Here is a 26,902-nt window from a genome sequence, read left to right on the forward strand (position 1 = left end):
CTCTTACTATATATCATATTCGGCAAAAAGTACTTTCGTGATAGTAAATGCAAATTCTTAACCTAAAAAGTTGTCTAAATTTTATTTATAGTGAATAGATATATACGGATAAGCTATTTTTTCAAAGGGAGTGGTCAGATGTTATCTTTAGTCCATACTAGTAAAAGAAATAAGCTTTTAGCTATAATATCATTTTTTATATTTCTTATTGGCATTATTATATTTGTTCGTAGTTTTTTTTATGGAAACTCTTATTATACTATAACAGTTAACAGCCAAATATCTTTTTCTTACCCCATAGATTTCTCAATAAAAAATGTATATGCCAGCGACCCTGCTTCTGCTCCATACGTTCAGGCAAGCAATAGTAAATATAAGAGTTTTATTGATTATAAGTCACCTGAAGATAAATTTCATTTTAGCTATCCTTCAAATTTCAAGTTGAATCAACAGGCTTTCCCGGGAAGTGAAATACTATATCATGTAGATTTTCAAAACAAAAGTGACAATACCTTTACAGGGTTTGTTCAAGTTTGGAACCTGCCCTATGACCTCAGTAAATTTCTCGAGGAATCAAAAGAAAACTCCCTTGCCGATTTTATTAATTTCAATTCCAAAGAGATTGAAGTCAATAAAATGAAGGGGTATTTTTGGGAGTACACCGTAAAAAGTTCTAATGAAAACTATAAAACACTTGAAGTATTTCTCTCAAAGGATTCCAGACTATATAGAATAAGTTTTTATATACCCGAAAGAAAATACACCAAAGAAGACTATGACATGTTTTGGAAAATGGTAATTTCTCTTAAAGTTAATTAACCGATTTTTTGAGAAATCATAATACAATTTCTTCCATTTTCCTTTGCCTTGTATAGTGCATTGTCTGCATCTCTGATTAATCCTACCTGATTGGAAGATGTTTCAGGGTAGCACGCTATTCCAAAACTTGCAGTAACAGAGGCTGATATAAGATTGTCTTTAATTACATTGCCTGCAATTTTTGTACGTAAAAACTCAACTTTTTCATGAGCCTGCTGTATTGATGTCCTAGGTAATATAAGTACAAATTCTTCTCCCCCGAACCTCGCAATGGTATCAGTCCCCCGCAGGTTATTTTTTACTGTTTGTGCTACTTCTTTCAGTACTACATCACCAAAGAGGTGTCCATATGTATCATTAAATATCTTGAAAAAGTCAATATCAAGAATTACAAGAGATAAATTATATCCTTTTTCTTCTGCCATCTTAAATTCAGCTTCAAATTTTTCATGGAAGTATACACGGTTGTAAACCCCTGTCAAACCATCAACTGTGGCCATTTCCTGTAGGTTTGCATAAAGCTCGGCATTTTCAATTGCCATACTTACCTGTTTTCCCAAGGTAGTAAGCAGCCTTAAATTTTCGGTATTGAAGGTATTGTTATTTCGGTGTTCAATGAGAGTGAGTCCGAATTTTCTGGATTTCAAGCTCAAAGGCACACACATAAAGGACCCTATTTGTCTTGTCTGAATAAAATCATATTTATCAGGATCAACCATGTTTTCTATCAATGGCTTTTCATTTTGTAATATATCAAGGAGAAGTTCACAATTAACATTGTCAGCTAAAATTGCAAGCTCTTCTTTGTTGGTAATATTTGTGAATTGCACCTTGAGTCTGTTTTTCTTCTGGTCAAACAATAATATAGAAGAAAAGTTTACGCCCATTACACCTATTATTACATCATTTACAAAATTAAGTAACTCGTTTATGTCTAGTATTGAGCCTATGGCCTCACTCACTTGTTGAAGAGTATAAAACTCTGCAATACTGGATGTAAGCCTCTTATTTGTATCTTCAAGCTTAAAGTTGGTTTCCTTGAGCGTTTCATACTGGTTCTTTATTTCATCCTTGGCCGAAGCAAGCTGCTCGTACTTCTCACCCAATTCATCAATTAACCTATCATTTTCCTGTTCATTTTTTAAGTTTTCAGAATAAATTTTAGCACTTATACTAAATATACAAAGTAGTAAAATATATATACAGAAAATCCTGAAAAGACTAAAAACTACTTTTGAAGCATCAAAGGGTTCTTGTATTCCATATAATACAAATATATTTGCTATCTTGATTACTGCACTGAACCCCAATAACAGATAAGTTAGCTTTTTACCCTTACGAATACTTATAAAAAATAAAGGCAAGACAAGAGAAAGGTACTCTATCCCATCAGAAAATGGCAATAAAAACACAGACGTCAAAAAAACTTCCATCGACCTAAAAACGTCAAATGCTTTGTCTGAATATAAATTTATATTATTTACAAATAAAATTTTAACAATATTCAAAACCACAATCGACACTATAAATACAGTGAGATAATTTTTTTTACTAAAATAAACATTAGCATTAGTATAAAGTTCCTGCTTGAAAAACAATGCAGAAAACAGTAATACAATAAATACCCAATAAAGGTTAATCATAACCTTTTCATATTTTTGTATTTTATTCATATATTTCCTTTCTAATTACAATTGCATATTCTCCCAAAAAATTTCTATATTGTCTCCCGGAGAAATTGTATCAGTAAAATTTGCCTGACTTCCATTTAGTTTTAATATAATGTTTCCTTTAGGTACTGATAAATCAAAATTAATATAGTTGAAAATATCTACAAAAATATACTGCTTGTTTTCTTTCAATTCAATTCTTTCACCGTTTACATAAATAACATACCCCTTTTCGGGTACATGAACACTGTTGTTTTCCAAATAATTCTGTTCAAATTTATTTACCAGTACATCATCAGTCTCATAAATCTCTTGTTCCTCCTCAAACCCCTGTTCAGGAACAGTTACCTCAACCGATTCCTCAAAAAGCTCTGAATCAGTTATACTGTCATTGTCCTTTAGTATGTATTCAGTACTGACGATTTCACCATTTACCTTCAACAAACTGTTTCCAAGACCGAGTTCAAATTTTAATATGAAATCCTTTAGTGTAACTATTTCCTCTATTTGAACCTTATCACCATTTTTTATAGTTGCATCCATACCGCATGTCTGGCCGTTAATTGAACAGTAAGGTACAAGCGCTATCCTGTCTTCGTTCAAATAGACAGTAAGTCCTCTCGTATGTTTTACATAATCAATTACACTTTTTTTAGCGTCCATACCATTGTATGAAGGTTTTATGTATATGGAATCATTATTATTAATTCTGGTATCAAGACTTGCCGGCTCATTGTTAACAAAAATTTCAGCCGCCATTCCATGTTCACCCTTAATATTCTTATCTTTACCGTTAAGTGTGAACTTCAACGACTTTCCTGTTCTGCCAATTAGCTTATCAGGATTATATCCTACCAATATTAAAGCATCCGCTACACTCAGCTTCTTGGAATTGAACAGCTTTACTTTATTTTCATTTACAGTGACAGACATAAAGTCCTGACCTCTTTGCATGTGAGCCATCATAGCTATGCCAAAAGGTGTAATGGATTCGGGCCCCGTTAGCTTTTTAATTTTAGTCTTTATGTTTTGTATTACATCCCTCCCTCTTACTGCAACTCTGTTATCAGGAAGCCCCAGTCCTTCAGCGATTCTGTTTGTAAGTCCCGGTATCTGGCTTCCGCCTCCTATCAAAAAAACGGCATTGGGAGCCTTTTGATTAAACTCCAGAATTTTATCGCATATGCTTCCTGCTAAAAAATCAATAGTAGGTTCTATTATTTCAATAGCCTTTTGATGTATAATCTCATACTTATTTCCTAGTATATCTGTATATTTTATAATTTCTGTACCAGATGAAATAGATATTTTAATTTTCTCCGCTGTATTGAAATCAACCAAAAACTCCTGAGCAATTTTTTCGGTTATCTCGTCTCCGGCAATAGGAACCATGCCATACGCCACCACAGAGCCGTCTCTGGTTAGTGCAATATCCGAGGTTCCGGCACCTATATCAACCAGAACAAGATTCAAAAGTCTTAAATCCTTTGGAATAGTTACATTTATCGCAGCTATAGGCTCAAGAGTCAGACTTATTACCTCCAATCCAACCTTTGACATAACGGTGTACAAGCTGTCTACTACAACGTGAGGCAGGAAGGTAGCCAGTACTTCCACCCCTATTTTCTTTCCCTTGTGTCCTACAAGCGAAGAAATAACATACCCATTGAGAAAGTAGTTTACCACACTATATCCCACACAATAAAAGGTCATTTTTTCTTCGTTTGATATTTCATTATCAAGCTTAAATTGCGCATTCTGAATAGCATCAACTTCCAGACTCCCTACAATCTCCGATGTAATTTCACGTCCCTGTTCTATATCGTATTCCAGTTTTGTCTGACTTGTTTTTAAAACCCTTCCTGCGGCTGCAATGGCTACTTTTGTCAATGTAACCCCTAGTATTTTCTCCAGCCTTTCTTTTACTTGCGTTATTACTTCCGCAACCTTCTCAATATCATGTATTTGTCCATCCAGCATTGCACGACTCTTATGTTCACATATCTCAGCCGCAACAACCCTGAAGCATTCCTTCTCATAAAGCCCTACTATACCTATAACCGTCCTTGTTCCAATGTCAAGAGCAAAAATCAAATCTTCTTCATTAAATGCTTCTGCTTTAGTTTTTGTTATCTTCTGTTTACCAGGCATACCTTACCCCCATGTATAAAAACAGTCGTGACCCCTATTTCTTAGTATAATAACTGCACAAATGATTTATCTCACACTTTTCACATTCAGGTTTTCTTGCGTTACACACAGCTCTTCCATGGAAAACTAATTTATGGCAAAAATCTGCCCATTTATCTTCAGGAATTATTTTCTGCAAATCGTATTCAATCTTTTCGGGGTCTTCATTCTTTGTTAAGCCCGTTCTGTTTGAAAGCCTTTTTGCATGTGTGTCAACAACTACTCCCTGCTTTCCATGTATCTCATATAAGTAAAGATTCGCTGTCTTTCGTCCTACACCGGGCAATTCAAGTAATTCCTCCATATTATCCGGAATTATTCCACTATATTTATCAGTAATAATCTTACAACACCCGATTATATTTTTTGCCTTATTTCTATAGAATCCCGTTGATTTAATATCTTCCTCAAGTTCTCTTATATTTGCATTTGCAAATGCCTCAACCGAAGGATACTTTTTATATAAATTCTTTGCAACTATATTTACTCTGGCATCAGTACACTGGGCTGCAAGCTGAGTAGAAATCAAAAGCTGAAGCGGATTCTCATACATTAAAGAACACTCCGCATCAGGATAAAGCTTATCAAGAACCTCTATCATTTGCAGAACCTTTTCCTTTTTAGTCATCGAATTATATACCTTCTTTGTATTATGTTATCTGTTTTTGTTATCTATAGCTATTTTATATAAATCTAAGTACTTAATACAAGGCTTCTTCCAAGAAAAATCACTTTTCAGCGCCCTTACAACCAGTTGCTCCCACTCTTTACTCTTTTTGCTATAAGTATGTATTGCTCTATTTAATGTATCTTGAAATTCAGTTTCATCAAATTCAGTAAAAGAGAACCCATTTCCGTTTTTTCTGTCCTTATCATAATCTATTACAGTTTCAGCAAGGCCTCCTGTAGCCCTTACTACCGGAATTGTACCATATCTGAAACTTATAATCTGTCCTAAGCCGCAGGGTTCAAAACGAGAAGGCATTAAGAACATATCTGCAGAGGCATAAATCTTTTTAGCAAGTTTTTGATTGAATTCCAAAAAAACTGCTACATTATCGGGGTACTTACTTTGAAGTTCCTTAAATGATTTATGATAAAACTCATCCCCGATTCCAAGAACAACCAACTGTATATCATTTTCTTTTATAAATCTGTCAATACAGCCAAAAATGAGTTCCAGCCCCTTCTGGTGTGTCAATCTCGTAACAATCGCCAGTAGAGGAGCATCACTGTTCCCTAAACCAAACTCTTTCTGGAATTGTCTTTTATTTTCCTTCTTATTCTCCGGGCATTTAGAGTCAAATACCTTATATAAATCTTCATTCTTACCGGGATCAAACTCTTCATAAGATATTCCATTTACAATGCCAAAAAGGTCTTTCTCTCTGTTATTGAGTATTCCTTCCATTTTTTCACCGTAGGCAGTTGACAGAATTTCCTGTGCATATTGCTTGCTTACGGTATTTATTTTATCTGAATACACAAGCCCGCACTTCATAAAACTGAACATCCCATAAAATTCAGCCTTGTCATATGTAAAGAAATCTTCCTCCACGTTCATATATTCGCATATATCTTCGCCGAAATTTCCCTGATACTCAAGATTGTGAATAGTATAAACCGTAGAAATATCCTTATAAAAATCCTGTTTTGCATATTTTTCTTTCAGCATCAGGCATAAAGGGCCTGTATGCCAGTCATTGCAATGAATAATGTCGGGTTTAAAATCGATATGGGGCAACATTTCAAGAGCTGCCTTGCACAGCATTATAAATCTCTGTGCATCATCCTGATAACAATAAATACCGTCTCTATAATAATAATGATAGTTTTCTATGAAATAGACCTTAACTTCCTGTGAGGCTGAAACAGGTATACTGCTCTCTTTTATTACACATGTTTCCTTTCTGTCCCCCATTTCAACAGGAAAGTCGGCAACATAAGCTAATTCTGTATCTATACTTTTATATCGGGGCATAAGTACTCTTACATCCTGTCCCAACAGGGTTAGTTCCTTTGGCAGAGAACCAGCAACATCAGCCAACCCCCCTGTTTTTGCGAAAGGGTCAACTTCTGCTGATACAAAAAGTACCTTTAACTTTTTATTAGATAAATTCACCACATTACCTCCAAAATATTAGTTGTTAATTAGCTCTTTAATCATGTTTATAAAAAGCTCAGATATTCTGGGATCAAACTGAATCCCCTTACATCTTTCAATTTCGTTAATTGCTAATTCCATAGTCATACCCCTTCGGTATGTTCTGTCACTGGTCATAGCATCAAAGGCGTCGGCAATACATAATATTCTTCCTAATAGACTGATTTCCTCACCCTTTAGCCCATTAGGATACCCTCCACCGTTATATTTTTCGTGATGTTCAAGAATTGCTTTTAAACCGTTTCTTAAGAATTCTACATTTTTAAGTATATTGTATGATATGAGAGGATGTTTTTTTATTTCTTCATATTCACAATCAGTTAATTTGTCAGGTTTATTAAGAATTGAAGCAGATACTCCTATTTTTCCTATATCGTGCAAAATAGCCGCATATCTTAAATCCTGTATAGTATCTTCATCCAGCCTCATACGGGCAGCAATCTCACATGAAATTTCCATCACTCGCTGGCAATGTCCGCTTGTATAGGCATCCTTTGCCTCGATTGCATTTACCAAAGACATAACCGTTTGTATATATCCTGTATTCAAACTATCCGAGTATCTTTGAAGCTCTTCGTTTTTTTGGCGAAGTTCATCCTTGGTTCTGTTGAGATTGTCAATATTATAATTCAAATCGTCGTTAACAGCCGCTGTCTCCTCATAGAGGGCTTCTATTTCCTGCTTCTGTATATAAACATCATTTATTAACTGAGACTTGTACATGGCGACAGCAGCATAATTGGCAAGACTTTGGAGAAATGTAAGGTTTACTCTTTTAAAAGAATATTTATTTCGCGTTTCAAGAAAGATGACACCTAACTGCTCATCTGATATGTTAAGTGGTATGACAAGCTTGTCTCCCAATGTACCTCTTCTTTTAATCTCAATTCCGCATTTAACTACAACAGAATTTGTATTAAAGCATTGTGTAACAACAGAATCTTCGTCAAAATATTTACCTACTTCTTCAAAGACTATTTCACCCAATTCATATTTACAATATATATCTTGAGAATTTACATCTTTGAAGCAAATAAGGCATCTGTCGCATCCTGTAAACTTTTTAAATACATCGTATACATATTTGATTATATTTTCAATCTCAATTGTGGAGTTAAATTTTTCGGACGTAATACTTAAAGCTTCCAACTGATTCTGTTTTTCCGCAAGAAGTTTTAAAGTCTTAAAATAGCTCTTTCCCGCTATTGTGTTGAGAAGATACTCATTTTTCCGGAGAATTCCGAATTTTTTAATATTCTTTCGATTTTTTCTATCTATAATAATATATTCACATATATCGAACGCTAAAAAAACAATACACAAGCCACAAGTTATAGCCAACAGTTTCTCAGAATTGATATAAATTCCGAAAATAAAGCATGGTAAGGCTATAACGCATATAATTATTTTAACTAGATGTAAATAGTATTTGCTTAAGTTCATATATGCCTCCAGCATTTTATAATTCCAGAAAAATCCTAAGATTATATACTAATTGTAAATTTTTTTTTACTTATTAGCAATACAATTTATTTATTCCCTTAATTTTTTTTACTTTTCAAAAAAGAAAGCTGCCCAATGAGCAATAAATTTGCTCACAAGGCAGCTCTCTTTTTTATATAATTTACTTTGTTTCCCCTAATCTCGCCTGAACAGTTTTTGTATTTCCATCTCTGAAGATATCAATCTTTACAATATCTCCGGGTTTCATCTTATTCTTAACTTCCTCAAGCTCATCATAGGACTTAACTGTTTTATTATTAAATTTAGTTATTACGTCGCCAGGCATTATACCTGCTTTAGCAGCGGCACCGAAAAGTTCAACATCTGCTACGTATACACCTGCAGGCATTTTATTAGCCTTTGCAATACTTTCTGTATACTGTTGATTTACTGAAATCCCCAGATAAGGTTTTGCAATATAGGTTTTTGTCATCAGTTCATCTGCTATTCTTTTTGCCTCATTTACAGGGATTGCAAAACCAAGTCCTTCAAATCCCGTTGCAACCATCTTAACTGTATTTACTCCAATAAGCTGTCCCTTAATATTCACCAATGCCCCGCCGCTGTTTCCGGGGTTTATAGCAGCATCTGTCTGAACAAGTCTAATTCTCTTGCCTCCATCTAACTGGACAGTTCTGTTTAATCCGCTAATAACACCGTATGTCAAAGAACCCATATATTCAAGTCCACCCGGATTACCTATGGCAATTGCCGGTTCTCCAACTTTGATACTATCTGAATTACCGAATTCTATAACAGGTAAATTTGTCTCACTTATTTTCAAAACAGCAAGATCTGTTTTAGAATCGTAACCTTTAACTGTCGCTGAATATGGCTTATCTATTTTGTTTGGCAGGAACACTTGAATTTTTGCGTCACTTCTGATACTTCTGGTTTTATCATTTAATGCCCCTTCAATAACGTGATGGTTTGTAAGTATATATCCATCGGAGCTTATGATTATCCCAGAACCTTCTCCGCCTTCAGACTGAACACCGAATAATTCATTGGTATTCTGATATGATGTTTTTATACCAACAACTGAAGGCCCAACTTTTTCAGCTACACTTGTAACTGCTGATTCTCCGTTCTGAACAATTTCAACTCTTTTTAATTCTCCGGTATTATTTGATTGTGCATTTTCGGTTTTAAGACCCGGGAAATTATTTCCTAGGTATTCTTTTATATGTGGCTGTACTAACGGAGCAACAAAAAGCATTAACAATGCAACAAGTGATGCACCCGAAAGACAGCTCACAGCTGATACAACTACATATTTCCATGTGTTTGACTTTTTAGTATTTGATTTTTTATAGCTCTCCTTGTAATAATTGTTATAAGCTGAACTCGCTACTCCTTGTATTTCCCCATTGCTATCCCCTGCACCGGAATCAGCCGTAATTGCTTCTTGTGGTAAGGTTTGTGCTTCTTGTGCGTTTAAACTGTAATCAGAAACAACGGTATCTTGATTTGTATTTTCTTCGGATGTATTATTAACAGGTTCCTTATTTTCAATTACAGGATTTATTATGTCATATTGACTACTGTTATTTGTGTTATCCTCCTGAGTTTCATTTACAGACCCTTGTGATTCTGAATTGCTGTTTACTTCATAAGTGCCGTTATCATTCTTCGGCTGTTCACTAACTGAACCACTTTCATTTATCTTATCGTCTCTATCGTCAATCATTATGAAGTCTCCCTTCCTTTTTCTATAGTTTTATTTTAAAGATGTATTTTTAAAAAAGTATGAACAAAGTGTTAATCTTCAACATAACTTTTGTAGTAATCAAGTGTAAACGTAAACTTTGTTCCTTTTCCTACCTCACTTTCCACCCATATGTCCTGTTTGTGCTCAGTTACTATATTTTTTACGATTGCTAAACCAAGACCGGTACCTGTTTTATCCTTTCCTCTTGATTTATCGGATTTATAGAATCTGTCCCATATTCTTTTCTTATCATCGCCATCTATTCCAATTCCGTTATCCTTAACTGAAACGTATATCTTGTCTTTATTCTTTGCAGTTTCAACTATTATCTTACCATTTTCATTCGAAAATTTTACGGCATTGTGTAATAGATTTATAATAACCCGTTCAATGGAATCTTTGTCGGCTGATACCATCATGTTGTCAATCTCAAAATTAGCTTCTATTTCCAGATTTTTGGAGGTAATGAGAGTTTCCAACTTGATTACGCAGATTCTTATTAATTCGTTTATGTCAAAAGGCTTCATTGTTAATGTTAACTCACCGGATTCCATTTTTGCCAAATCCAGAAGATCATTAACCAATCTGTTAAGCCTGTTGGTTTCATCCCGAACAATCGTTAAGTAGCCTTTTTGCCTTTCGGGAGGTATAGTACCGTCAAGGATACCTTCGATAAAACCTCTTATGGAAGTCATTGGCGTGCGCAGTTCATGGGAAACATTGGCAATGAACCCTCTTCTAAGTTCTTCCAGTCTTTGCAAATCTTCAACCATATGATTAAAACTGTCTGCAAGCTGTCCAATTTCATCTTGCGAACTGACTACAATCCTCTTTTGGAAATCTCCTCCAGCAATTATTTTTGCGGCATTATTAATCTGCTTTAGAGGGCGAGTAAATCTTATTGAAAATATATAAACAAGGATAATGGCAAGAAGAATGGCAACTCCACCCGAAATAAGAAACAGGCTGAATACTGAAGTTCTTACTTTTTGAATTGCAGGTACGGGAGTATGCAGGTAAACAGCCGCTATAGTCTCCTGTTTTCCGTTAATGGGAATCACCTCAAATGGAAGCTGAATAGTAAGCCATGAACTACCGTATTTGTTAAAAGCGTCATCACTAAAATATCCGAAAAAGTTACCTCGTTCAGTGTTATATTTTTCTCCATTATTCATAACCTTTAAATATTGTCTTTTATCCGGCAGCTTAGGATATCCCGTATCGTCCACATACTTCTTGAGTACATCATTTATCTGGTCATCGCTGGTTACGGTGATTAATACATGACCTGTATTATCAACAATCCAAATCATAGAATTACTTGAAACACTGTACATTTCCAATGTTTGCCTGAAAATTCCCTGTACCAGTTCCTTATACAGCTGATTATTTCTATTGGGCATATAATAATTGTCGAAGAAAACCTTAATATTTCTGGCACTCTCCAGAAGAGTTTCCGTCTCCTGTTTTGTAACAAAACCATTCAAAAAGTAGTACAAAAATCCACCTGTAACTACATAGCTTAAAACAAGCAGCCCTATAAAAACGGCTACGAGCTTCTGAAATATTGTCTTTTTTAACCTGACCATTATTTCACCTCAAACTTATAGCCAACACCCCATACGGTTTTTAGCTGCCATGGCTGACCGTCCAAATCTATTTTTTCACGAACTCTCTTTACGTGTACGTCAACAGTTCTGGAATCTCCATAAAAGTCAAAGCCCCATACATGTTCCAGTAGCTGCTCTCTTGTAAAAACCTTATTTGGATTTGAGGCCAGAAAAAACAAGAGCTCCAATTCTTTTGGAGGAAGTTCTATCAGATTCCCCTTTAGGCGGATTGTATAATTACTCTTATTAATAATAAGATTTGGGAATGCAACTTCCAGTGTATCAACTTCTTTATGCTCATATCTTCGCAATACTGCCTTAACCCTAGCAACAAGCTCTTTAGGCTCAAAGGGTTTAACCATGTAATCATCTGCCCCCAGCTCCAGTCCAAGAACCTTGTCAAAGGTTTCACCCTTTGCAGTCAACATAATGATAGGTATAGAACTTACCTTCCTTATCTCCCTGCAAACCTGCCAACCGTCAATTCCCGGAAGCATAATATCCAGAACTACCAGGCTGGGAGTCTGTATCTTAAAGGTATCAACAGCATTAAGCCCGTTATAAGCATAGAGGACTTCATAACCTTCTTTTTCAAGGTATAACCCTATCAACTCACATATATTTCTATCATCATCAACTATTAATACTTTGCTTTTACTACTCATAAGTACTCCTTGTCTTTGTACGTTAATTTTATTCCATAAAATTAATATAATTATATCAATTCCCTATGAAAAAAGTGAAGATTTTTAAATTGTTAACAAAAAATTAAAATCAGTATTGCTTTCTTTTTTACAAAACAAAAGGACAAGCTACCCCAGTTACTGATAACTTGCCTTTTATAAAGCTTGTCATTATTTAATATACCCAGTTAATACGTTTATTAACATTAGGTGTAAACAACTTTTTTCTACTTTATATATTTTTTCTTTACCTGTTCAGGTAATTCATCAAACTGTACCTCCTGCCAGTAGGTAACACCACGAAATGGTGCGACATACAATTCCAAATAAGCATCTTTTCTCAATTGCTTACTACTGGTGAAGGTAAGAGATTTTTTATCACCCTTCTTGTTGAAAGCATCTAATGTATATTCATAGCGTTTTTGACTGTTCAATTTTGTGTCATCGTTGACTATCATAGTGTAATAGCTGGCTTTCCCTTCCGGGTTTTCCGGGGTAAGCCGGTTCGGATTAAAAAAGAAAATAGAAAATGCAACTAAAATAATAATAATCAGACCGATAGTTAATAGTTTTGTCGTAGTTTTCACAAAGTACTCCTTTCTAAATTCAAGCTTCTACATCAGACTTACGCATCCGATGTATAGCTACGATACTAATAGCTGCAATATAACTTAAATTCGTTAACATAAATATGAGACGCTCTCCCGCTGAAAGACCTGTTTGACTTAGTACACCCATCCCAATGGTCAGCAAGGAATGGGGAAAAAGGAAACCCAAATGTACGACATACATGCCAAGACCAAGGAAAGCAGCACATAACCCAATACCAATAGGAGCGGCAAAACTGCGGATACGCATGGACAAAGCTAATTGCAGAGCACTGATTGTGAGGGCGGCAATCCATCCTCGAAACAACCATCCGAACAGTTCTTTCGGAAGCTCATCTGTTATACCTACCAACTTCCCCCCTAAAAAATACAATATAAAAATTAATATCTGAACAAATATCATCAACCCACCCACTACTATCAACTTAGCCAGAAAGATACCTGTCTTTGATACGGGTGCAGTCATAATCATATTCCAGTTTTTATTATGATGTTCCATTCTCCACATGTACGCACAGCAAATAGCAATAAGAATGGGGAAAAAGAATTCCCCGTAAAATAAACCTACTTGAGACCATAGGCTATACCACTTTTTTGTTAATACACCTTGGTTCATATAAAAATTGGCACTACCAATCAACACACTTACAACAGGAAGAATCATCAGTATCATCCATATATAAGAATGTCGCAATTTCATCCATTCAGCACAAACACATCTTCTTAGCATAATAACTCCTCCTTATACTTCTTGTCTTGCTACATGTATGCTACCAGCCAGATAAAAAGCTATTCCGGCCACTATCAGAGTCAGCATCACAGGCAATAATGAACCCATATCTCTTACAACAAAATGCATTTTTTCACTAGTATAGCTTTGTGTAACAGGACTTAACCCTGTGTAGTAAGACCATACAAAAATCCTTCTTATTCCTGATGGCAGTAAATCTGCCGTCATCCCAATGAACCCACCAAGCATACCCAGGGACAGAGCAAAGGCCTGATTTTTTACTGCCATAGATATCCATTGCTGCAATGCTATAATTACCATATTAGTTAACAAAGTCCCCATAATGAATCGAAACAAAAGAAACATCGGGACAGGTTGTTCAATACCATTAATAATACCAAATCCTGTAATAGCAAGCACTTGGAGTAGACATGCCCACAACATTACAGCAGATGCAGAAATATATTTCGCCATATAAAGCTTGCTGCGCCTTACTGAAACACTCAATAGTAATTTCCAGGTATTCCCTTTATGCTCCATATCGCAAATACGAGATACACATATAGCCGATAAAATTGGTAAGAACAAGCTATTCATAGAGGATAACGTTGCAACAAGCAACTCCCATCCGGCACTATCAGGATTACGAGAAAAGGACATACTAGCCGTCATAAAAGCCCAGCCGATTTCAACGAGTAAAAATAATGTTACCATTAAAAACAAACGTTTATGACGTAATTTATACAATTCAAGGCTAAAGACTTTCATTACAAGCTACTCTCCTTTCCTGTGATATCCAGAAAAATACTCTCCAGATTCTTGTTGTTTTCTTCAATACGTAACACATCAATATTAGCTTCGACTAAACTTCTATTTGCCTGTATTACCTGTTCGTCCGTCAGGTTTTCGAATACCAAGGAATCATCATGTTCCTCACAAGCCAATCCCTTGGAAAGAAGCAACTTCTGTGACAACTTATTGTTCTTTGTTTTTAACACAATAGTTGGACGGCTTTTATTTTTCAGTTCATCCATACTACCTTGAAACACCATCCTTCCATCGTTGATAATACCTACCGAAGTTGCCATCTGCTCAATTTCTGAAAGCAGATGACTGGAAATCAACACTGTCATATCATAGCGTTGTGGTAAAGATTTAATTAACTCTCTGATTTCACCAATTCCCGCAGGGTCAAGACCATTTGTAGGCTCATCCAGAATTAAAAGCTTTGGGAAAGATAAGATTGCCATTGCAATGCCTAAACGCTGCTTCATACCTAGCGAATACTGTCCGACTTTTTTATTTTTTTGATTTTCTAAACGAACAATTTTCAGAGCTTCAGTTACATTCTTATCCGGTACATCACGAAGCTTTTGAATAACACGCATGTTTTCAAGTCCTGTGAGATGACCATAATAGGATGGTGATTCTATCAGAGAGCCTGTTTGACTCAAAATAAGACGGCGATTTGCTTCAAAATCCTTTTGAAAGACTGTTACTTTGCCATCAGTAGGCCGAGATAGTCCTAAAATCATTTTTAATGTAGTTGATTTTCCTGCCCCGTTAGGACCAAGGAAACCATAAATATCCCCTTCACATACTGATAAATTAACATCTTTCACACGATAGGTATTACCATATCGTTTAGAGAGATTATAAGTAGCCACAATTTGATCCATATTTTTCGCTCCAATCTGTTTAGTAATGTTCCTTATGTGAGAAAGTATAACAAGGTGACCTTTCTTCAAACTAACATCAACCTTACGTCAACCTTAAATTTTAAATCAGGGTTGATATTAAAGGTGAAATACAAATGAAAGTAATATACAATTACTGTGGAGGGATTTTAAATGGATGATATAAAAAATAAAAAGCTTCTCATTATAGATGATGAATTTGAATTAAGGAATATGATAAACGGGTTTTTACGCAAAGAAGGATTCACCTCCATTTTTCAAGCCTCCAATTGTGCAGAGGCATTGGAAGTAATCAAATCTGTAAAGCCCGATATAGCTATTTTAGATGTGATGTTGCCTGATGGGGACGGTTTCTCCCTGTTGTCCGCCTTGCGTCAATTCTCAAATATGCCTGTACTTTTTTTATCAGCAAGAGGTGAGGATGAAGATCGTTTATTAGGGCTTGGTCTTGGCGCGGATGATTACATTGTAAAACCGTTTTTACCAAGGGAATTAATTCTTCGTCTGACAGCAATTCTGAGACGAGTTTATTCAACACCAAAACAGGAACAACGTCCTGTCTTCCAATTAAAAGAGCGCATTATTGATCTTGAAGGTGGTATTGTTCGCAATGGCAGTACTGAATACCCTTTGACAGCAAAAGAACATGCACTGCTATTTAAGCTTTATGAAAACAGGAATCGCATCGTAACCAGTGATGCCCTTTGTCAAGCTGCATGGGGGGATGATTATTATGGTTACGAGAATACACTTATGGTACATATCCGCCGTATTCGTGAAAAAATTGAAGATAATCCCTCCAGTCCGGAATATTTGCTGACTATCAGAGGGTTAGGCTACAAATTGATGGTGAAGGAGGTGTAAAATGGAAAGCACATTTAGAATCTTGAAGCGGTTTATTAGTGCAACCGTGATAATTTCCATCTTTCTGCTGATTTTCAACTTTATACTGTTAGGTGTCTGGGTATTCAAGGGTATGAATGCCGGTCATTCTCCTAATGATGTTGTTCAAAATGTGGCAAAAAGCTTGCGTATCTCGCCCAATGCTTCTTATTCCTTAGACTTCTCCACATCAGAATTATTGAGGCAGCATCATGCGTGGGCAATGCTGGTTGACGGAACAGGACACATAGCATGGAATTACATGCTGCCACATGAACTTACCAAAACCTATTCTTTAGCTGACGTAGCCAAATTTACCCGTAACTACTTGATGGATTATCCCGTTTTCGTGTGGGAACATGCTGAAGGCTTGGTAGTTGTGGGGTATCCAAAAGGAAGCTTGGCAAAATATCAGCATATACTTCCAACAAGTTGGGTTTCTTCTTCACCATTGAGGATAGCTTCTTTACTCATTGGTAATATTGCACTTGCAGTACTTTTATCACTTTTCATCGGCTCCAAGCTGATTCGCTCCATCCGTCCGCTAACTCAAGGAATACAAGGACTTGCTGAGGACATAGAAGTATATGTAGAGCCAAAAGGAGTCTTAGCCAATCTTGCACAAAGCGTGAACAGTGCTTCAGCTTTATTAAGACAAAGAAATGCCAGTTTGAAAAGCAGAGATGAAGCTCGTTCAAACTGGATTGCAGGTATTTCACACGACATACGAACCCCACTTTCCATAGTGCTTGGCTACTCAAGTAATCTGGAGGAAAGTAGTGATATCCCCGTCCAAAAAAGACAACAAGCAGGTATTATACGTCAACAGGCAGAGAAATTGGGTTCTCTTGTAAGTGACTTAAACCTTGTTTCTATGCTGGAATATGAAATGCAGCCCCTTGACAAAAAACCTATCCGCCTATCAGCATTAGTCAGACAAGCAGCCTCTGATTTCTTAAATAACGGATTAGATGAACATTTTATACTGGATGTAGAGATTAATGATGAAAATGCTCAAGTAAGTGGCGATGAACGGCTGCTGATGCGTTCCATTACTAACCTTATTCTAAATAGCATTAACCATAATCCGGATGGTTGCCATATACTCCTGCAAACATTCTATAATGAAGGAAGTAAGACCTGCAGCTTTGTCGTAATTGATGACGGTAAAGGGGTTTCCCAAAATGAGCTTCCTGATTTATTAGAGTTACCCTTTTCATCCAAGAGAAAACGTCCACGCCATAATGGACATGGCCTAGGGTTGCCAATGGTTGCAAGAATAGCAAAAGCACATAAGGGACATTTACTTTTATCAAGCGATATTGGAAAAGGGCTGAGAGCAGAAATTGTATTGCCATCCATAAAGGTAGAGTAAGTGATTAAACTTGTTGAGAATATATACCACGATATAATTACATAAGATTTACTACAGCCCCTTTAGTACAAGTTGAAGTTAATATCAGGTATTTGGGGTATTATCAAAAATAAATGCTATTTTAAAAAGTATATATTTAAAGATTAAAAACCCAATCATGCAACCTATAAAATTTAACGTTGCAATATCAACATTGACAAGCCCTACCGGAAAAATCGCCCTGATTAGTTGGACAGTTAATATGCAGGCGATATAACATTTAAAAATCAATGATTTATTAAAATATCTGTTAATTCCAAATGGTATTAAAGCACCTAGCGGAATAAATAACAAAATATAAAAAAACCAGAAAACATATGGAGAGTTTTTTGTAAACATAAGAGGTAATGTTTTTAAAGGTATCAATTTAATAGAATTAGTGTATCCAAAAGACCGAATAGTCCTTGCAGCATCCCCTTCATTTGTAGCGGGATTAAGTAAGCAAATAGCAATTAAGGCTATACTTAGAAATAAAAGTATCACCATTATTTTTCTAAAAGTGTTATTGATATATTCCTCTCTCAAATTATTCATTGTGTACACTCCCTTTTGTCTAAAAACTTTTTTATTAAAATGTTGATTACTTGAAAACTTAATATCAAAAAAAGTCAAGTGGTCAGTGGTAATTATACCTGAATTTTGAGATTATCTATTGATTCATACAAAAAACTCCTTCACTTTATTAGATTAAACATTACGTTTACCCTATAAAGCGAAGAAGTCAGTTGGTTTAGAATCACTTCTAACATAGTATACCTTACTTAGCTTACCTTCAATTCCAATCTCAGCTTATCGGCAATCATTGCAATAAATTCTGAATTGGTAGGTTTTCCCTTGCCTATGTTTACAGTATAGCCAAACAGTGCGTCGATAGCCTCTACCTGACCTCTGCTCCACGCAACTTCAATTGCATGGCGTATTGCCCTTTCAACTCTGCTTGGAGTTGTATTGTATTCCTTTGCAATACTTGGATACAGCAATTTGGTGATGGAATTTATTACGTCAAGATCCTTAACAACCATCATTATTGCATCTCTCAAATACTGATAGCCCTTAATATGTGCAGGCACTCCTATCTCATGCATGACATTTGTTACTTCAACTTCAAGGCTTCTTGAAGTATTATTGATATGAGCCGGCTTCTTTTCATTGATAAATGAATCACTCTTGTGTTGCGATATGGAAGAATTCATTGATGTGGAAGTGCTAGCTGAAGGCAAGTATGTATTATCCTTTAGTTGTCTGATTCGGCTTACCAGAACATCCATGTCAAATGGCTTCACTATGTAGTACTCCGCACCTAATGATAAAGCGCGTTGGGTAATCTTATCCTGTCCCACGGCAGAAAGAACAATAAATAATGGCTTTTTCTCAAGATTTGATGACGCTATTTTTTCCAAAACGCCCAAACCATCTAAATGAGGCATAATTATGTCTAGAATTGCTATATCAGGAGTATTTTGAAGGATTAAATCAACTGCTTCGAATCCATCTCTTGCAAGACCAACAACCTCTATGTCCTCCTGGTTGGATAAGTACTCGCATAAGATGTCTCCAAACTCTCGGTTATCATCTGCGATTAGGACTTCTATTTTTTTACTACTCAAACTGAAAACCCCCCATGTTTTTAATTTTTCCATTATATGTCATGAATCTATTATATTTTGAACTCGACATTATTTCAAGTTTTTTACACTAATTGCCTATGAATTATTTTTTCTGAAATAATAAAATACGCTGTATAAGTATATAGTAGCACATTTTCTAGCATTTTGAAATTTTTCTTTAAAATAAAAAACATTATATTATTGCCCAAAAAGAGAAATAAGTATAATGTTTTCTTTTATATTTATGTTACTTGCTGACATTTTATCTGTAGTTTATCCTGCTTCTTGCTTTACAGGGGCTTCGTTAATATTTTTTAACATCCATTCTACAAATATTCCGTAGCCTCTTGTAGGGTCATTAACCAAAACATGCGTGACAGCTCCAATTAATTTGCCATCTTGTATTATCGGACTGCCCGACATACCCTGCACAATTCCCCCCGTAGAATTTAATAGCTTCTTGTCAGTTACTCTTATGACCATTCCTTTTGGCCCGCTGAAAGACTGCCTAGAAACCTTTTCAATCATTATGTTGAACTCTTCAATTTTGTTTCCTTCTATATTTGACAAAATTGTTGCAGGTCCAACTTTTACTTGACCTCGCAAGCCTATTGGATATAATCGGTTTTTGTCAATATGAAAGGCCGAGAACATCTGCCCATATATTCCGCATTCTGCATTGGCAAATATATTTCCCATTGGAGGCTTGTTTTCCATAAATATTCCTTTCAGTTCTCCCGGGGTTCCTTGCTCACCTTTTCTTACCGAAATAATATTTGATTCCATTACTTCACCGCTGTTAACAGGCATCAAGGTTCCGGTGTCAGCATCCGTTATTCCATGCCCCAGAGCGCCAAATCCATGAGTTTCGGGATCATAAAATGTCATAGTTCCTATACCTGCCGTGCTGTCTCTTACCCATAATCCAATATGGTACTTTTTGTCATTTACACCCTCAATCGGACTAATGGTAGTACTTGCAAATTCATTTCCACGTTTGAATTTAATTGTCAGTTTGTCTCCTTTACAGTTATCAATCTGCTCAACGAGATCTTTAATTCCTGATAATTTTTTGTTATTTACTTCATAAATTACATCTCCTGTTTTTATACCTCCATCTTTTGCAGGCGCAGCTTTAGAACCGTCAGGCTTATCAACCTCACTAAGACCGATTACTAAAATACCGTCCATTTTAATTTTAACCCCTATAGTATTTCCGCATGCAGCAAGCTTTTTACTAGGAATTATGTCTACTTGCATAGTCTTTAATGGTATAACTCCAAATGCTTTGAAATTAAGCTTCACCGAGCCTCTCTTTTGTGTTTTAAAAGAAAGTGGTGATATTAATTCCAGATAATTCCCCTGAGCTTTTATATCAGTATTATTAAGTTTTAAAACTGCTCTGTTATCAGCCTTGATATTTACAAAATAGAAGCTTTTAAAATTGTAAATATACTCCTCTCCTTCCAGAAGAATAAGCTTTTCTGGAATTACGGAAAACGCTTGCAAGTAACTGAGTGTAATTACACAAAAACAAACAAATAATAATACAAACAGCTTTTTCTTATTTGATTTGATATAGTGCATTTATTTTCACTCTCCCGATATTTAAAATATCTTTACGGCTGCTTGCGGATAATAAAATCACGCCTATTAAAGCGTGATCTCAAAATCATAATCATAAGTTAACCTTTATGCATTTTTATTATTCAAGTAAAAAAAAACATGACAGGTAATTAAATATCATATCTGTCATGTTTAGCGACTTTTCGATTTTTGGAAACCATTTCTATATTTATTTTGCCTTAAAATTTTCAGCAGAGTGAAGTAATTCCTCCGCATGCTTGTAAGCAATGGAAGTTATGTCAGAACCTCCTATTATTCTCGCTATTTCCTGAATACGGCCTTTTTCATCCAAAATTCTTACTGTAGTGTATGTATTTTCACCGTTAGAATTTTTTTCAATATAGAGATGATTATCAGCCATACAAGCCAACTGGGACAAGTGAGTCACACAGATAACCTGATGGGTTCTCGATATGTAGGACAGCTTTTCTCCAACCTTTTGAGCTGCTTTCCCGCTGATTCCGGTATCAATTTCATCAAATATAAGTGTTGGGATTGCATCTACATTGGCAAGAATGGTTTTTATGGCTAACATTATCCTTGACATTTCACCGCCTGAAGCTATTCTGCTAAGAGGTTTCAAAGGTTCTCCCGCATTACTTGAAATGAGAAATTCCACATTGTCCAAACCATTTTTAGTAAAATTATTTTTTGTTTCCTCTATTACAATATTTACTTTGAAACGTGCATTTTTCATTTCAAGATTTTCAAGTTCGGCAGTTATGTTACTCTCGAGAATAAGAGCTGCCTTTTCCCTTTGAGAATGCAGCTTAGTAGCTGTTTCCCGCAACTTTTGAGTTATGGATACCAGCTGATTTTTTAAGTCTTCAGCAAGGCTTTCGCTCTGAAGTAATTCGTCGTATTCAATCTGGGATTTTTTGAGAAAATCCAAAGCTTCCTTAATACCTGCTCCATACTTTCTCTTGACTCTCGTAATAATATCAAGTCTTTCTTCTATTACGGACAGTTCATCAGGGTCAAAATCCCCTTCATCCCTTCTTGCCCTCAACTCCTCACAAATATCCTCCAGCTGGTAAACCACTGATTCCAGTTTTTCGGACAAAGGAATAAGCCCTTCATCATACTTCTGAACGGCTGCAAGCTCTAAAAGTGCCTTGTTAATATTATATGAAGCTGATTTACCGCTGTTTCCGCCTTCACTGAGGAATTCATAAGAGCTATGTATGGCATTCATTATCTTCTCGGAATTAGCGAGTAATTGTCTTCTTTTTAATAGCTCTTCGTCCTCGCCTTCCTTTAGTTTGGCATTTTTTATTTCGTCAATCTGAAATTTCAGCATATCCATTCTGCGTTCAATTTCACCTTTATCTCCAACAATGCCTTTAAGTTTTGATTTTACCGTTTTATATTCCTCAAAGAGACAGTGATATTCAGACTTAACTTTTTGAATGGTTTCTCCGCCAAAAGCATCCAACAAATCAATATGAGATTCTGTTTTAAGCAAGGACTGATTGTCATGTTGACCATGAATATCCAAAAGAAGCTGTCCTACCTGTTTGAGCACGGAAACATTAACCAATCTTCCGTTTATACGACATGTATTCTTTCCGCTCAAGCTTATTTCCCTTGAAAGGATTAAGCTGCCATCCTCATGTTCAATACCCAGTTCATTCAAAATGTCATTTATATAAGTACTGTCATATTCGAACACAGCTTCAATAAATGCCTTTTCTTTACCGTTTCTAATTATGTCCCTGTTTACACGTTCTCCGAGGACAGCATTTATTGAATCAATTAGAATGGACTTTCCCGCCCCGGTTTCACCTGTGAGGACATTTAACCCCGGTGCAATTTCAAGACTTATCTTATCAATAAGTGCAATATTCTGGATATCGAGCTGTAACAGCATACAAAACACCTGCCTGTTTAAAAAATAATTTATGATTTTATCATTTTATTAAATTTATTAACTATGTCCTCTGCAATTTTTTCAGCCCTGCAAACCATTATCAATGTATCATCTCCTGCTATTGTACCCAGTATTTCAGTCCATTTCAGAGAGTCTATAGCAGAGCCGGCAGCCTGAGCCATACCTGAGAGAGTCTTAACAACAACGATATTATTTGCATAATCACTGGAGACGTATGCTTCTGTAAGTATAGTAATCAATCTGTTTGAAACCTGATTTTCAGATTGAGCAAACGCAGAATACTTATATTTACCTTCTGCAGTCATAACCTTAATCAGCCTTAGCTCCTTAATATCACGGGAAACTGTGGCCTGAGTCACATCCATTCCTTGTTGCTTAAGCTTTTCTGCAAGTTCTTCCTGTGTTTCAATATCATTATTATCGATAATATCCAAAATTTTAGCATGTCTGTTATATTTCATATTTTACTCCTCTTTTCTCTCGTAAATTTTACTTCTGAGTACTGTAAAAAAGTTCTTGGAATTTACTCTGATTATTTTTACCGTACTCTCAGTTTTCTCTATTTCCAGGTAATCTCCGCCTGTTATTTCAAGATTTTTCTGCCCGTCCACAGTTACTATAGCTTTATGCTCAAAACCCTGTGATACACATATTTTTATTTTTCTCATATCCGATGTAATTAATGCCCTTGATGACAAAATATGCGGACAAATTGGAGTAATGATAATCAGATCCGATGTAGGCTCAACTATAGGCCCTCCTGCTGATAAAGAATACGCTGTGGAACCTGTTGGAGTAGCCACAACAATGCCGTCCCCCGGATACATCTCAACAAGGTTATTATCAATATAAGTACTGAGATGAAGTATTCTGGGAATACCCCCTCTCGAAATCACAATATCATTAATCGCCACGTCCTCGGCAACTAAATTCCCATCCTTGTATAATTTGGATGATAACATTATTCTATCTTCTAAACTGTACCTGTCATTTAATATATTTTCTACCGCTTTATCTATTTCACCTTTTTCCACATCAGTTAAAAACCCAAGAGAGCCAAGGTTAATACCCAACATGGGGAGTCCATACAAATATGCGGTTCTGGCTGTTCTCAGAAAAGTGCCGTCTCCACCGAGGCATATGATCATATCGCAATTATCACAAATTTCAACTACATGGTTATCAATATCATCCATCTCAAAAGTACCGTCATAAGTGGGTAAAATTGCTTGTCCACCATGTTTCTGAATACTTGCAACCAATTGTTTTGTATACTCTAAACCTTTATCTTTTTGTCTGTTGGTTATAATTCCGATTTTTTTCATAGTCAGCCTCCATGAGCCGTGCAATAACATAGTTGTTTATCTTTTTTAATCACTTTAACAGATTATTCAGCTTTTTACCAGTGTGTTGTGTGCTTCAGAAACAACACCTTCTACAAGTTCAATAATATCTTTTGAACCCTGATTTTCATTTTTCGTTGTATACAATAAATACTCTATATTGCCTTCCGGGCCTTTAATTGGTGAATACGATAACTCTTTTATAAATAAATTGCTGGCAAGAACAAAATTAATTATATTGAATATAACTTCCTTATGGACAGCGCTGTCCCTGACAACACCATGCTTACCAACCTTCTCACGCCCTGCCTCAAACTGCGGTTTTATAAGACATACCAGCTCAGCCTCGTCCTTTAAAAGTGCCAGAACTGCCGGTAACACCTTTGTAAGGGATATAAATGAAACATCTATTGATGCGAAATCAGATAAAAACCCGACATCTTCCGGCTTAACATATCTGACATTTGTACGTTCCATACATATTACTCTGGGGTCGTTTCTTAACTCCCAAGCCAGTTGACCATACCCAACGTCTACAGCAACTACCTTTGTTGCACCGTTTTTAAGCATACAATCCGTAAATCCTCCCGTAGATGCACCTATATCAAGACAGGTTTTATCTGCAAGATTTATATTAAAAGCACTCACGGCTTTAGCAAGCTTTAATCCTCCCCTGCTAACATAAGGATTGACATTTTCCTTTATTTCAATCTCACATTCAACAGGGACTTTTGTACCCGGCTTGTCCTCCCTGATTCCATTAATCCACACAAGTCCTGCCATAATAGCACTCTTGCATTTTTCACGGCTCTCAAACAAGCCTTTATTTACAAGTAGCACGTCAAGTCTTTCCTTTTCCAAAATATACCCTCCAAAGATTTATTATAACATGGTATTTTTTAACATTTCTATTATATCATTTGTTACAGCGTCTGTATCTAGTCTGAGTTTTTTCATTAGTTCATCTCTTGAGCCCTGAGATATAAACTGCTCCGGTAAACCTTTTATAAGTAAACGTGTTTTATAATTAAAAGTGTTAAGGGTATCAAGTACTCTTGTTCCGAACCCGCCCATTACACAATTGTCTTCCATGGTAACAAGGTATTTATATTTATCTGCACATGTCTTAATCAATTCTACATCCAAAGGCTTAATAAATCTGGCGTTAACAACTCCTGCATTAATACCGTGTTCTTTTAACTTTTGTGATACATGTAAAGCTGTTTCAACCATACTGCCAACAGCCAGTATACACACCTGTTGCCCTTCTTCCAGTACTGCTCCTTTGCCGGGCAATAGAGGAATTTCCTGTTTAATTAAGTCCTTTCCTCTGCCTCTGGGATATCTGATAGCTATAGGCCCGTTATGTTTATTTATGGCATAATCAACCATTGCTCTAAGCTCGTAATAGTCTGCAGGAGCCATTATAGTAAAATCAGGTATATGATTTAAAAAAGATAAATCAAATTCACCCTGATGAGTTTCTCCATCCTCGCCTACAATCCCTGCTCTGTCAACCCCTATAACCACATGCAGCTTTTGAAGTGCTATGTCATGTATCAACTGGTCATATGCTCTTTGCAAAAAAGATGAATAAACTGCAACTACGGGTACCATACCGTTAATGGCCATACCGGCAGCCGATGTAATTGCATGCTGTTCGGCTATCCCCACATCAAAAAACCTTTGAGGGTACGTTTCGCTGAATTTGAATAATCCCGTTCCCTTTGCCATAGCTGCTGATATTGCAACCACTCTGTCATTCATTCCGGCAGCTTTTAAAACTGCTTCTCCGAAAACTTCGGAATAGTCCGGCAGTTTCTTTCCATAGGTTTGTCCTGTTTCCACCTCAAAAGGTGCTATTCCATGAAACCTGTCCGGACTTTGTTCTGCATAAGAATAGCCCTTTCCCTTCTGAGTACATACATGAATCAGCACAGGCCCTTTAATTTTTTTAGCAGCCTGCAGCGATTTATTTAGCTCGTCCAAACTATGCCCGTCAACAGGTCCGTAATATTTATAACCTAACTGTTCAAAAAATACTCCCGGCGTAATGAGATATTTAACAGTACTTTTTAGTTTTCGTACTGCTTTTCTGGCTTTCTTACCTATATTTGGCAGTTTATCAAGAAAATTATCTATATCCTCTTTAGTCTTTGTGTAAACAGGGTCAGTACGAAGTTTACTTAGGTACCTTGACATTCCGCCAACATTTTGTGCTATGGACATCTCATTGTCATTAAGAATCACAATAAAGTTGCTGTTTAGTCTTCCAGCGTCATTTAAGGCTTCATAAGCCATTCCGCCTGTCATAGCCCCATCGCCTATGACAGCCATTACACTATAGTCTTCCTTCTTTATATCCCTCGCACGGGCAATACCCAGTGCTGCAGAGATTGACGTACTGCTGTGTCCCGTGTTAAAGCAATCATGTACACTTTCACAGGTTTTTGGAAATCCGGCTAACCCACCGAGTTTTCGTAATGTATCAAAATCTTCCTTTCGGCCTGTCAATACTTTGTGTACATATGTCTGATGTCCTACATCCCAAACAATCTTATCCTTATTTGTATTAAAGTTATTATGAATCGCAAGTGTCAATTCAACAACACCCAGATTGGAGGCTAAATGACCCCCTGTTTTTGAGACTTTATATATAAGAAATGTTCTTATTTCTTCTGCAAGAACCTTTAACTGCTCAATCTCCAATTTTTCTATATCTTCAGGAGAGTTTATACTATCCAAATACCCCAC

Annotated in this window: 23 protein-coding genes; 3 read left to right on the plus strand and 20 right to left on the minus strand. The window is 36.1% G+C overall.

The genetic code is table 11. The features are described 5' to 3' along the window. The first annotated feature begins 138 nt into the window (after positions 1-138). Positions 139-819, plus strand: coding sequence for a PsbP-related protein (locus P0092_RS12840; protein WP_004617751.1), 681 nt, complete (start codon positions 139-141; stop codon positions 817-819). Here the strand turns inward: P0092_RS12840 and P0092_RS12845 are convergent. The 12 genes from P0092_RS12845 to P0092_RS12900 form a co-directional block, all read right to left on the minus strand. Beyond that, on the minus strand, positions 816-2,492 hold the full coding sequence (locus P0092_RS12845; protein WP_004617749.1) for a sensor domain-containing diguanylate cyclase: 1,677 nt from the start codon (positions 2,490-2,492) through the stop codon (positions 816-818). The two genes, P0092_RS12840 and P0092_RS12845, sit on opposite strands and share 4 nt — an antisense overlap. A gap of 15 nt (positions 2,493-2,507) precedes the next feature. Next, the gene (locus tag P0092_RS12850) at positions 2,508-4,640 is read right to left on the minus strand and encodes a cell division protein FtsA (RefSeq protein ID WP_004617747.1); all 2,133 of its coding nucleotides are present in this window, start codon (positions 4,638-4,640) and stop codon (positions 2,508-2,510) included. Between the two features lie 34 nt (positions 4,641-4,674). Beyond that, a complete protein-coding gene (gene nth, locus P0092_RS12855) occupies positions 4,675-5,307 on the minus strand; it encodes an endonuclease III (protein ID WP_004617745.1) in 633 nt (210 codons plus the stop codon). Between the two features lie 27 nt (positions 5,308-5,334). Continuing rightward, positions 5,335-6,801, minus strand: a complete 1,467-nt coding sequence (locus P0092_RS12860; protein ID WP_004617743.1) for a glycogen synthase — start codon at positions 6,799-6,801, stop codon at positions 5,335-5,337. An 18-nt stretch (positions 6,802-6,819) separates the two neighbouring features. Further along, positions 6,820-8,286 carry an HD domain-containing phosphohydrolase gene (locus tag P0092_RS12865; protein WP_004617741.1) on the minus strand — a complete coding sequence of 489 codons (1,467 nt, stop codon included), beginning with the start codon at positions 8,284-8,286 and terminating at the stop codon, positions 6,820-6,822. A 181-nt stretch (positions 8,287-8,467) separates the two neighbouring features. Then, positions 8,468-10,036, minus strand: a complete 1,569-nt coding sequence (locus P0092_RS12870) for a S1C family serine protease (protein WP_004617740.1) — start codon at positions 10,034-10,036, stop codon at positions 8,468-8,470. A gap of 71 nt (positions 10,037-10,107) precedes the next feature. Then, positions 10,108-11,646: a sensor histidine kinase gene (locus P0092_RS12875; protein WP_004617738.1), complete on the minus strand. Its 1,539-nt coding sequence runs from the start codon at positions 11,644-11,646 to the stop codon at positions 10,108-10,110. Beyond that, a complete protein-coding gene (locus P0092_RS12880) occupies positions 11,646-12,332 on the minus strand; it encodes a response regulator transcription factor (protein ID WP_004617737.1) in 687 nt (228 codons plus the stop codon). The genes P0092_RS12875 and P0092_RS12880 overlap by 1 nt, the downstream gene beginning before the upstream one ends. A gap of 245 nt (positions 12,333-12,577) precedes the next feature. Continuing rightward, positions 12,578-12,937, minus strand: coding sequence for a YxeA family protein (locus P0092_RS12885; RefSeq protein ID WP_004617735.1), 360 nt, complete (start codon positions 12,935-12,937; stop codon positions 12,578-12,580). A 19-nt stretch (positions 12,938-12,956) separates the two neighbouring features. Further along, positions 12,957-13,688 carry an ABC transporter permease gene (locus P0092_RS12890; RefSeq protein WP_004617733.1) on the minus strand — a complete coding sequence of 244 codons (732 nt, stop codon included), beginning with the start codon at positions 13,686-13,688 and terminating at the stop codon, positions 12,957-12,959. Positions 13,689-13,700: 12 nt separating this feature from the next. Continuing rightward, positions 13,701-14,456 carry an ABC transporter permease gene (locus tag P0092_RS12895; protein ID WP_004617732.1) on the minus strand — a complete coding sequence of 252 codons (756 nt, stop codon included), beginning with the start codon at positions 14,454-14,456 and terminating at the stop codon, positions 13,701-13,703. Continuing rightward, the gene (locus P0092_RS12900) at positions 14,456-15,367 is read right to left on the minus strand and encodes an ABC transporter ATP-binding protein (protein ID WP_004617730.1); all 912 of its coding nucleotides are present in this window, start codon (positions 15,365-15,367) and stop codon (positions 14,456-14,458) included. The genes P0092_RS12895 and P0092_RS12900 overlap by 1 nt, the downstream gene beginning before the upstream one ends. A 171-nt stretch (positions 15,368-15,538) precedes the next feature. Between P0092_RS12900 and P0092_RS12905 the strand changes: the two genes are divergently transcribed. Together P0092_RS12905 and P0092_RS12910 are read left to right on the plus strand one after the other, a co-directional pair. Beyond that, positions 15,539-16,249 carry a response regulator transcription factor gene (locus tag P0092_RS12905; RefSeq protein WP_004617728.1) on the plus strand — a complete coding sequence of 237 codons (711 nt, stop codon included), beginning with the start codon at positions 15,539-15,541 and terminating at the stop codon, positions 16,247-16,249. Position 16,250: 1 nt separating this feature from the next. Continuing rightward, the gene (locus P0092_RS12910; protein WP_004617726.1) at positions 16,251-17,642 is read left to right on the plus strand and encodes a sensor histidine kinase; all 1,392 of its coding nucleotides are present in this window, start codon (positions 16,251-16,253) and stop codon (positions 17,640-17,642) included. Positions 17,643-17,726: 84 nt separating this feature from the next. On the opposite strand, the gene P0092_RS12915 is transcribed toward P0092_RS12910, so the two are convergent. The 8 genes from P0092_RS12915 to dxs form a co-directional block, all read right to left on the minus strand. Next, complete coding sequence (locus P0092_RS12915; RefSeq protein WP_004617724.1) at positions 17,727-18,215, minus strand: VanZ family protein; 489 nt, start codon at positions 18,213-18,215, stop codon at positions 17,727-17,729. A gap of 227 nt (positions 18,216-18,442) precedes the next feature. Continuing rightward, positions 18,443-19,288, minus strand: coding sequence for a sporulation transcription factor Spo0A (spo0A, locus tag P0092_RS12920; RefSeq protein WP_004617722.1), 846 nt, complete (start codon positions 19,286-19,288; stop codon positions 18,443-18,445). A gap of 273 nt (positions 19,289-19,561) precedes the next feature. Then, positions 19,562-20,875 (minus strand): SpoIVB peptidase, encoded by a 1,314-nt coding sequence (spoIVB, locus tag P0092_RS12925; protein ID WP_004617721.1) that lies wholly within the window; start codon positions 20,873-20,875, stop codon positions 19,562-19,564. A gap of 208 nt (positions 20,876-21,083) precedes the next feature. After that, entirely contained in the window at positions 21,084-22,784 is a 1,701-nt protein-coding gene (recN, locus tag P0092_RS12930) for a DNA repair protein RecN (RefSeq protein ID WP_004617718.1), read from the minus strand. A 29-nt stretch (positions 22,785-22,813) separates the two neighbouring features. Further along, the gene (locus P0092_RS12935) at positions 22,814-23,266 is read right to left on the minus strand and encodes an arginine repressor (RefSeq protein ID WP_004617715.1); all 453 of its coding nucleotides are present in this window, start codon (positions 23,264-23,266) and stop codon (positions 22,814-22,816) included. Positions 23,267-23,269: 3 nt separating this feature from the next. Then, on the minus strand, positions 23,270-24,130 hold the full coding sequence (locus P0092_RS12940) for an NAD(+)/NADH kinase (RefSeq protein ID WP_004617714.1): 861 nt from the start codon (positions 24,128-24,130) through the stop codon (positions 23,270-23,272). 66 nt (positions 24,131-24,196) lie between these two features. Then, on the minus strand, positions 24,197-25,009 hold the full coding sequence (locus P0092_RS12945) for a TlyA family RNA methyltransferase (protein WP_004617712.1): 813 nt from the start codon (positions 25,007-25,009) through the stop codon (positions 24,197-24,199). A 21-nt stretch (positions 25,010-25,030) separates the two neighbouring features. Then, on the minus strand, positions 25,031-26,902 hold the full coding sequence (gene dxs, locus P0092_RS12950) for a 1-deoxy-D-xylulose-5-phosphate synthase (RefSeq protein WP_004617709.1): 1,872 nt from the start codon (positions 26,900-26,902) through the stop codon (positions 25,031-25,033).

The sequence above is a fragment of the Ruminiclostridium papyrosolvens DSM 2782 genome, assembly GCF_029318685.1.
Lineage (GTDB): Bacteria > Bacillota > Clostridia > Acetivibrionales > DSM-1351 > Ruminiclostridium > Ruminiclostridium papyrosolvens.